At 65.4% G+C, this 8906-nt stretch carries 7 protein-coding genes and 1 pseudogene; 1 reads left to right on the top strand and 7 read right to left on the bottom strand.

Going from position 1 to position 8906, the window contains the following annotated elements:
* From Q0693_RS05000 to hemE, 5 genes are all read right to left on the bottom strand, one after another.
* On the bottom strand, positions 1 to 1367 hold a 1367-nt coding region (locus Q0693_RS05000; protein WP_298629652.1), incomplete at its 3' end, for a GAF domain-containing protein.
* A gap of 39 nt (positions 1368 to 1406) precedes the next feature.
* Positions 1407 to 3647 carry a diguanylate cyclase gene (locus Q0693_RS04995; protein ID WP_298629650.1) on the bottom strand — a complete coding sequence of 747 codons (2241 nt, stop codon included), beginning with the start codon at positions 3645 to 3647 and terminating at the stop codon, positions 1407 to 1409.
* Between the two features lie 36 nt (positions 3648 to 3683).
* Positions 3684 to 5039: a protoporphyrinogen oxidase gene (gene hemG, locus Q0693_RS04990; RefSeq protein ID WP_298629648.1), complete on the bottom strand. Its 1356-nt coding sequence runs from the start codon at positions 5037 to 5039 to the stop codon at positions 3684 to 3686.
* Positions 5027 to 5980, bottom strand: coding sequence for a ferrochelatase (gene hemH, locus Q0693_RS04985; RefSeq protein ID WP_243030754.1), 954 nt, complete (start codon positions 5978 to 5980; stop codon positions 5027 to 5029). The genes hemG and hemH overlap by 13 nt, the downstream gene beginning before the upstream one ends.
* Entirely contained in the window at positions 5977 to 7002 is a 1026-nt protein-coding gene (gene hemE / locus Q0693_RS04980; protein WP_298629654.1) for a uroporphyrinogen decarboxylase, read from the bottom strand. The genes hemH and hemE overlap by 4 nt, the downstream gene beginning before the upstream one ends.
* A gap of 13 nt (positions 7003 to 7015) precedes the next feature.
* Here hemE and Q0693_RS04975 point away from each other — a divergent pair, with 13 nt between their 5' ends.
* Positions 7016 to 7951, top strand: a complete 936-nt coding sequence (locus Q0693_RS04975; RefSeq protein WP_298629646.1) for a peptidylprolyl isomerase — start codon at positions 7016 to 7018, stop codon at positions 7949 to 7951.
* On the opposite strand, the gene Q0693_RS04970 is transcribed toward Q0693_RS04975, so the two are convergent.
* A complete protein-coding gene (locus Q0693_RS04970) occupies positions 7946 to 8794 on the bottom strand; it encodes a carbon-nitrogen hydrolase family protein (protein WP_298629644.1) in 849 nt (282 codons plus the stop codon). The genes Q0693_RS04975 and Q0693_RS04970 overlap by 6 nt on opposite strands.
* Positions 8795 to 8803: 9 nt before the next feature.
* A pseudogene (locus tag Q0693_RS04965) lies at positions 8804 to 8906 on the bottom strand (sulfite exporter TauE/SafE family protein); the annotation flags it as partial.

Genomic DNA, 8906 nt, shown 5'->3' with positions numbered 1-8906 from the left:
AGGCCCGTTAGGGGGTCGTGGTAGGCCAGGTGCTGGATTCGCCCCTCCAGCTCCATGCGGCGCAGGAGCAGACCCAGCTGGCTGGCGAAGGCCTGGGCCACTTCCAGGTCAAAAGGGGAAAAGGCGTCTTCTCGCTCGAAGTTATCCAGGTACAAGAAGGCCTTACGTTCCCCTGCCAGGTACACGGGGACGGAGAGGATGGCCTGGATCTCCCGCACCCTGCCCGCTTCCTCCAGTATCTTGCGCCTTTTTTCATCCAGCCGGGCATTGAAGCGCTCCAGGTCCCGCCAGGTGAAAACTTGGGCTTCCCGGTGGCCGGTAAGGGAAAGGGGTTCCTCCGGGCGCAGGCATACTTGCCGCAGGGCATCCAGGTGGTACCCTTTGGCGGCCACGAAATGGTAGCAGCCGTCCTCCTTGAGCACGGTGACGCTTCCCGCCTGGGCGGCGGGGAGGGTTTCCAGGGCGGCGTCGAGGATCAGCCCAAAGATAGACTCGGAAAGCCCCTCGGCCATAAGGGTTTCGTAAACCTGCAGGAGGTTTTTGCGAAACAGGCTCCAGCGGGCCTCCCGGATTTCCGCTTCCTTCCGGTCCGTTACGTCCAACCCCAGGGCCAAGACCTCCAGTACCTCCTCTCCCGGTCCCGGCACCGCCATCAGGGTCCACTCCACCACCCGGCCATCTTGGGAAAGGTGGGCGTGGGGGCGGTTCGGGGCCTTCAGGGCTTCGGCCACAGGGAGGGAGGGCCCTTGGGGAAAGGCCCTTTGCAAGGCAGGGTTGGCGTAAAGGAGGCGGCCTTCCTTGTCCAACCGGGCCAGGTAGAAGGGGGAAGACTCCAGCAGGGTTTCCAGCCAACGGTCCCTTTCCCAAAGCTCCAGGATCCGGGCCAGGGCCTCGGCCACCGTGCGCAAGGAAGCTTCCTCCTCCGGGGTGAAGACCCTATCCCGCTGGCAGTCGTCCACCCCCAAAAACCCCCAAAGCTTTCCCTCTACCCAGATGGGCACCACCAGGAGGCTTTGGATGTCCTGGGCCTCCAGGAGGGGCCGCTCCTCCTTGGGGAAGGAGGCCACAGGTCCCGCCACAGCCCGGCCTTCCAGGAAAAGGTCCAACCAGCGGCCATAGCCCGCTTCCCGTATGGGAAGGTTTTGCAGTTGAGGGTTTTGCAGCTGGGGGGTCGTGCCCGATTCCGCCCACTCCGCAAGCTGGCTGGTGTACCAGGTGCCCTGGCGCTCCTCGAGGCGGAAGAGGTAGGCCCGGTGGGCCTTGAGGACCCGGCCCGTTCGTTCCAGGGATTGGGGCAGGCCCTCGAGGCCCAGGCGCAGGAGGGGAAGAAGCGCTTGGGAAAGGTCTGGACTCCAGATGGCGTCCATGGTTAGGTCTGGTCCAGTATACTCCCTAATGGGGAGGCTTCAAGCAAACAGGACCAATCCCCGGGCCTTGGCCTCGTACATGCGGGTGTCGGCGGCGGAAAGGAGGGCGTCCGGGGTATGGCCGTCTTCCGGGTAGCTGGCCACCCCGATGTTCACCCCCAGGCAGAGCCCGTCAAAGCAAAGGCCCCGGATGGCTTTGGCGTAACGAAGGACGGCGCTTACGGCACCCCCTTTGGGGGTATGGGGAAAGATGGCCGCGAACTCATCCCCGCCCCAGCGGAAAAGGCGGTCCCCGTTGCGCCTTTCCCTTTCCAGGGCCTCAGCTACCTTGATAAGGGCCAGGTCCCCCACGGCATGCCCAAGCCGGTCATTTACCGCCTTGAACCCTGTTAGGTCTAAGACAGCGAGGGAAAGGGGATGGCCGTAGCGCTCGGCCCGTTTGAGCTCTTCCTGGAGGAAGCGCTCAAAAGCCCGGCGGTTGCCCAGGCCCGTAAGGGGGTCGGTGAGGGCGGCTTCCTCCAGGAGCTTGCGGGTGCGGCTTTCGTGGAGCAGGGTGGCCAGGGGGGCGGCGAAAAAGTGGGCAGCCTCCAAAGAGTCTTCGCCGAAGGCCTGGGGATCGTGGAGGTTATCCAGGTTCAAATAGGCCAAGACCTCCCCTTTGTAGGGGATCGGCAGGCACAGGTTGGCCTGGATCTCTTGGACCCGGCCAGCGGTGTCCATAATCTCCGGCGGGGCGGTTTGGTGGCTGATGGCGGCAATGGGCTCGTGGTCAAGGCTGAGGATGCGGGGCTCCCCCTTTCGGGCCTTCTCGGGGCCTAGGCGGTACCAAAGGAGCTGCTCCTCCTGGCTGAAGGCCACGGTTCTCAGGTCCTCCAAGCGGTATCCGAAAGCCGCCTTGTAATGGTAGGCCCCGTTTTCCCAGACCAAGAGGCTTCCAGCCTCTGCCCCTGGGACCTGGCGGATCGCCTCCAGGAGGATGCGCCCGTAAAGCTCTTCCAGGGGCTTCTCTAAAAGCTCTAGGAAGAGCCGGTTCACCCCTTCATGGCGGGCCTTTTCCGCAAGGCGCTCTAGCCCAAGGCCCAAGGTGCGGCTGGCCAGAAGGAGGAGCTCCACCTCAGCCCTTCGCCATAAGCGCGCTTCCTTTTGCCCTACCACCATCACCCGACGGCTCCGAGGGGCCTTGGGGGAGGGAATGGGCAAGGCGGCCAGGGTGTGCCAGCCAAGGGCCTTAAGGGGGGGTATGGCCTGGGCCTCCTCGGCATAGCGGGCGGTAAAGAGCGGGCTTTGCCCACGGTATACCTCCCAGGCCAGACCCTGCCCGTAGGGGAGGCCCTTTCTTAGAACCTCTAGGAGGGTGGGTTCCTCTACACCCCGGTAAGCCAGGGCCACCATGCGCTCGCCCTGCACCTCCCAAAGGGTACCGGCCTCCAGGTGGAGGGCCTCCAGGAGGAGGGCCAAGGCTTTTTCCGCCGCTTCCCTCAGGATGGTAGCGCTTTGCAGGCGTAGGGAGAGCTCGGCCAGAAGCCTTCGTTCCTCCAGGTCGGCAAGCCGGTCCAACTGGAGGCTTACCGCCTGGGCAAAGCGGGTAAGCCCCTCCACTTCCTCCGGGGTGAAGGGGGCAGGGCGCTCCAGGTTGAGGATGGCCACCACCTCGCCCCGCTGCCAAAGGGGCAGGGCCAGTTCCGAGAGGACGTTTAAGCCGGGGGCGGGGATGTAACCGGGCTCCTGGCGCACGTCGGGCACGTAAACCGGCTGGGCTTCCTGTAGGGCGCGGCCCAGGACTCCGCTGGCCGGGACCTCCTCAAGGGCCAAGGGGGGGATGCTGGAAAGAAGGCGGAAGCCGCGCTCTACGGGTACCCAGACCCCCACGTGCCCACCTTCGCCCAAGGCGGCCAGGCGCTCGGGGAGGGAGGCGAGGAGGATTTCCCGGTTTGCCGCCTGGGGCAGGGCCTCGAGGGCCTCGGTAAGGAGCCTTTGGCCCTTAGCTAGGGCCTTGGCCCGGCGGTGGGCCCTTCTCAGGCTTTCCCCAATGCTGTGGGCAAGCCAGGCGGAAAGGAGGAGAAGGGCCAGGGCCATGATGTTGAAGCCGGGAAAGAGGAGGAGAACCCCAGCCGAGAAGAAGGCCGCCAGCAATCCCCAAGCGAGCCCGTGGAGGCTGGCGGTGGCGGCGGTGAAGATCATGAACCAGGGGAGGATGTAGGGATCGGAGTAGCCCAAAAACCCTGCCAATAGGCCTATGAGAAGGGAGCCTAGGGCGAGGGCGGGGTAGGGCAGAACCATGTTTGGCCCATCCTAATCGGGCCACCCCACCTTTGCCTAGGGGGTGGGGGTGAGGGCGAGGTAGCCCAAGGCCCGCCCAGCGGCCTTTCTCCCTGAGCGCACCACCTCGGGGAGGCCCACCCCTTCCAGGTAGTTCCCCGCCAGAAAGAGCCCCGGGGCTTTAAGGAGGGCCAGGTCTAGCCTTTCCATGCGCTCCAGGTGGCCTACCCGGTAGGCGGGCATGCCCTCGGGGAAGCGGAAGGCAAAGGTGCGCTCGGGCCTTACCTCCTGGCCCAGGAAGCGGCGGAGGTCCTCCAGGGCCACCTTGGCCAGCTCGCCTTCCGAGAGCCGGGCCACCTCCCCGGAGAAGTAGGCCCGCACCAAGGACCAGCCCTCGGGGGCCCTTCCCGGCCACTTCCCGTGGGTCCAGGTGAAGCCCCTTGCCCGGTACCCTTCCCCCTGGGCGATGAGGAGCCCGTGCCCCTCCACGGGCAAGGCCTCGGAAAAGGCCAGGCTCACGGTGGCCGCAGGGGTGTGGGGGATACCCTTGAGAAGCGCGGTGGCCTCGGGAAGAAAGGGCCTTAAAAGCTGGGCGGCCACCGGGGCAGGGGTGGCCAGAATCACCGCCTCCGCTTCCCAGGTGCCCCTAGGGGTATGGAGGCGGTAACGGCTCCCCAGGGGCTCCAGGGCCAGGACAGGGGTACCCAGGAGGGTCTTCTCTCCCACCTCCTCCTTTAGCCTCTGGGTCAGGGCGGAAAGCCCCTCCTGGAAGGAGAAGAAGAGGCTTCCCCCCTCGCGGCTTCCCCGGGCCTTTTGGGTGCGCATGGCCCCCAGGATGAGGCTGCGGTGCCTTCTTTCCAGCTCCAGAAGCTGGGGGAAAGCGGCCTTCAGGGAAAGCTCGTCCGGCTCCCCCCCGTAGATGCCCCCCGCCAAGGGGGCCACCAGGGCGGCAAAGACCTCGGGACCCAGCCTTCTCTCCACAAACTCCCTGAGGCTCTCGTCTTCCTTGCTCCCCCGGGGGAGGAAGAGATCGTAGAGGGCCCTAAGCTTCCCGGAAAAGGAGAGGAGGGAGGTGCGGGCTAGGCCCTTGAGGTTGCCGGGGACGATTTGCAGAAGCCCCTCGGGGAGGGGATGGGCCTTTCCCCGGCGCAGGATGTAGGCCGCAGGCTTGGCAGGAAGGGTGCCGATGGGGGTTAGGCCGAAGCGTTCCCCCAGTTCCAGCACCTCCTTTTTGTAGCGCACGCTGGCATCGGGGCCCCCTTCCACCAAAAACCCTTCCCCCTTGTGGGTGCGCACCTTCCCTCCCAGGCGGAGGCTGGCCTCAAAGAGCCGGAAGTCCACCCCGGCCTCCTTCAGGGCCAAGGCGGCGGAAAGCCCCGCCCATCCTCCCCCTACCACAGCTACTTGAGCCACGCCGCCTCCACCAGGTCCTTGAGCACCTGGATATAGTCCAAGTCGGCGTTGAGGCTCCGGGCCCTGAGGAGCCTTAGGCCCACCTCCTGGGCGGTGGCTTGGGCCTCGAGGTCCAGGTCGTAGTAGACCTCCAGATGGTCGGCGGGGAAGCCCACCGCCTGCACCACCACCTCTTCAAAGCCCTCTTCCCTTAGGGCCCTCAGGTGCTCGTTGATGTCGGGGCCCAGCCAAGGTTCGGGGGTCCGCCCCGCCGACTGGTAGGCCACGCTATACCGGGGGAGGGCCAGCCTTTTGGCGATGAGCTCCGCCGTCCTTTCCACTTGGCGCGGGTAGGGGTCGCCCCGTTCCACGGCGGCGAGGGGGATGGAATGGGCGGTGAAGACGTAGGCCGCCTTCCTGGGCTCCCGTAGCCTCCAGATGGCCTCCTCCAGCCTTCTGGCATAGGCGGCGATGAGGCCGGGGTGGGCCTCGTAGCTTTGCACCCAGACCACCTCTATGGGCTCAGGGAGGGCCTTGAGGGCCTGGTCCACCTTTTCCTGGTACTCGGCCACGCTTCTCAGGGAGTAGTGGGGAGCGGCCACGATGGCCACCGCCCGCCGCACCCCATCCTCGTGCATGGCGGCCAAGGCCTCTCCGATGGAAGGGTGCCAGTGCTTGGTGCCCACGTAGACCCGGGCGGGGCCCTGGGGGGTACGGGGGCCAAAGGGGCCGAGAAGGCGCTTGGGATAGACGGGGGCCTCGAGGTTCAAAAGCGCCTGGAGCCTTATGGCCTGCACCAGGGTGATCTCGTTCAGGGGGCTTTTGCCAATGGCGGCGTAACGTTCTTCCAGTTCCTTGATGAGCTCTTCCGAGGGGCGCCTTCCCCGGCGGATGTCGGTGTAATAGGGCTCAATCTCTTCCGGGGTATAGGGGGTGCCGTAGGCCATGAGGAGTACGTTCATGCTTCCGCCTCCTTTAGGAGTTCTACCACGTAGCGCACGTGGTCCACGGGGGTCTGGGGCAGAATGCCGTGGCCCAAGTTGAAGATATGCCCTGCCCTGCCGGCGTTTTCCTCCAGGATGCGCCTCACCTCCCGCCGGATCACTTCCTTGGGGGCGAAGAGGACCACGGGGTCCAGGTTGCCCTGGACGGGGGTTTCCCCCAAGACCTCCCGGGCCCAGGGAAGGGGGGTGTGGTGGTCCAGGCCGAGCACATCCCCGCCCGCTTCCCGCATGTCCTCCAGTAGGCCCATGGTCCCCACCCCGAAATGGATCACCGGCACCCCTAGGGGCTTTAGCTCCTGGAAGAGCCGTTCCATGTGGGGCTTCACGTACCGGCGGTAGTCCGAAGGGGAAAGGGCCCCTACCCAGGAGTCAAAGACCTGGAGGAGGTCGGCCCCCGCCTCCACCTGGGCCTTCAGGTACCTGGCCATGGCCTCGGTGAGCTTTGCCAGGAGGCGGTGCCAGAGGGCCTCTTCCCGGTACATGAAGGTCTTCACCTCCCGGAAGTGGCGGCTGGGCCCGCCTTCTATGAGGTAGCTGGCCAAGGTGAAGGGTGCCCCGGCGAAACCGATTAAGGGAACTCCCAGCTCCTTTTTTAGAATACGGATGGTTTCCAGCACAAACGGTACGGCCGCTTCCGGTTCCAAGGGCCTTAAGGCCTCCACCCCCCTTTCGTTGCGGATGGGGTTAGGGATCACCGGGCCCTTGCCCTCCACCAGGTCCAGCTCCACCCCCATGCCGTAGAGGGGGGTGGTGATGTCGGCGAAGAGGATGGCGGCGTCCACCCCCAACTGCCGCACGGGCAAGAGGGTGACCTCAGCGCAGACCTCGGGGTTTTGCACGATCTCCGGGAGGGAGTAGCGCTTGCGGATCTCCTGGTATTCCTTTTGGTAACGGCCCGCCTGGCGCATGAACCACACGGGGGGCCTAGGGGTGGGCTCCCCGCGAGCGGCCTTGAGGATGAGGTCGTTCACGCCCTCCATGCTAGCATGGGGCATGCGCCTTCTTTTTTCCCGCAACCCCTTGTGGGGGCTTTTCCTTCTGGCCCTGGGCCTTCTGGCCTTTGCTCAAGAGGATCCGGTGGTGGCCCAGGTGGGGCCCGAAAGCCTCAGGAGAAGCCAGTTTGAGCTACGCTTTGGCCTCTTCGCCAAAGGCGCCCTTCGCCAACTGGGCCTTCCCGACAACCAGGACACCCGGGCCCTTCTGGCCCAGTACCGGGCCCCTTACTTGGAGGCCTTGGCGGAGGAACGGGCTCTTCTGCAGGTGGCCCGGAAAAGGGGGTTTTGGCCAAAGGAGGAAGCGGTGGCCAAGAAGGTCTGGGAACTCTCCGAGGCCTTTCCTTCCCAGGAGGCCCTGCTCCAGGCGCTTTTGCAAGCCGGGATACCCGACCTGGATGCCTACCGCCTCTTGCTTTCTGAGGCCATGGCCCTCGAGGCCCTGGAGGCCCATTACCGGCAAGCCCTAAGGGTGTCTCCCGCCGCCCTAAAGGCCCTTTGGCTCCTCTCCCCGGAGTACCGCCACCCCACCCTTTACTGCGCCCGGCACATTTTGGTGCCTACCCTGGAGGCAGCCAAGGAGGTTCTCGCCCGCCTGGCGAAGGGGGAGGCCTTTGCCCAGGTGGCCCAGGAGGTTTCCCAGGACCCGGGCTCCAAGGAGGCGGGTGGGGACCTGGGATGCGAGCCGAAAGGCACCTATATTCCCGCCTTTGAAAAGGCCCTTCTCGGCCTCAAGCCGGGGGAGGTTTCCCCTCCCGTGGGTACGGAGTTCGGCTTCCACGTGATCCTTTTGGAAAAGACGGTGCCGCCTGGACGCTACCCCTTAGAGGAGGTGGCCGAGGAGATCGCCCAGGGGGTGAAGGACCTGGCATGGGAACGGCTGGCCAAGGCCTTGATCCGCCCTTATCCCATCACCCTTTTCCCCGAGCGTCTATAGGACCAGGAGAAGGGATTCATCCCCACGGGGGGCCTTGGCCAGGACCAGGGCCTCCCCAGGGGCATAGATGCCGCTTTGCCCCTCAAAGCTTAGGCCCAGGATTGTTCCGTTCAGCATGGGGTTAAGGAGGAGCCTTAGGTTCTCGCGGTCCCTTAGCCGTTCCCTGGCGGAGGCGAGCCACACCTCGCCCTCTTTCCTGGACCTATCCCAAGGCCAAGGCCTTTCCCAGGGGGCGGGGTTGGCGGAGGGTTGCAGGAGGATCTCCGCCCCCAGGGCATCCAGGCGGGCCAGGTGATTTTCAAAAAATCCGTCCAGACAGATGAGGATACCCACCCGGCCCGCTTGGGTTTGGACCAGGTGGGGCCCGAAGCTTCCGCGCCTAAGCCAGCGCTCCGGGGGGGTAAGCTCCATCTTAGGCACCTGGGCCAGAAGGCGGCCATGGGGATTGAAGAAGAGGGCCAGGTTCTGGAAGAGGGGGCTCCTGGCGAAGCGCCCTCGGGCCAGCTCCTCCTCGTAAGGCGGGGAAAGGAGGGTGCCGGAGAGGAGGTAGGTACCGAAGGCCCTGGCGGCCTCGGCCATGGTCCGGTGAAAGACCTCGTAGGCCTTCCGCGCCCGTTTCCAGGGGGATAGGGGAGAGGGGAGGAGCTCCCGGGGGTGGAAATCCCCTCCCAGGTGCAGGAGCAGGGGAAGCCCGAAAAGCTCGGGGAAGGCGGCCAGGCGGGGGGAGGGGGTGCCCTGTAGGGGCCTTAAGAGGGAAAAGACCCGCTTGCGAAAGGCTTCTTCCGTGCGGTAGTGCTCTGGCCTGGTTTCCGCCTGGATGGCCAGGAGGGTGCGGAAGGGCACCCCTTTAGTCTAATGTCCCTGGACCAGGTTCTGGCCCAGGATGAAAACCCCCATGACCACCAGGAAAAGGGCGAAGCCCCGCCTCAGGCTCTCCTGGGGCAGGCGCACGGCA

The sequence above is a fragment of the uncultured Thermus sp. genome, from assembly GCF_938010445.1.
Lineage (GTDB): Bacteria > Deinococcota > Deinococci > Deinococcales > Thermaceae > Thermus > Thermus altitudinis.
This window is presented reverse-complemented; position numbering and strand designations above follow the sequence as displayed.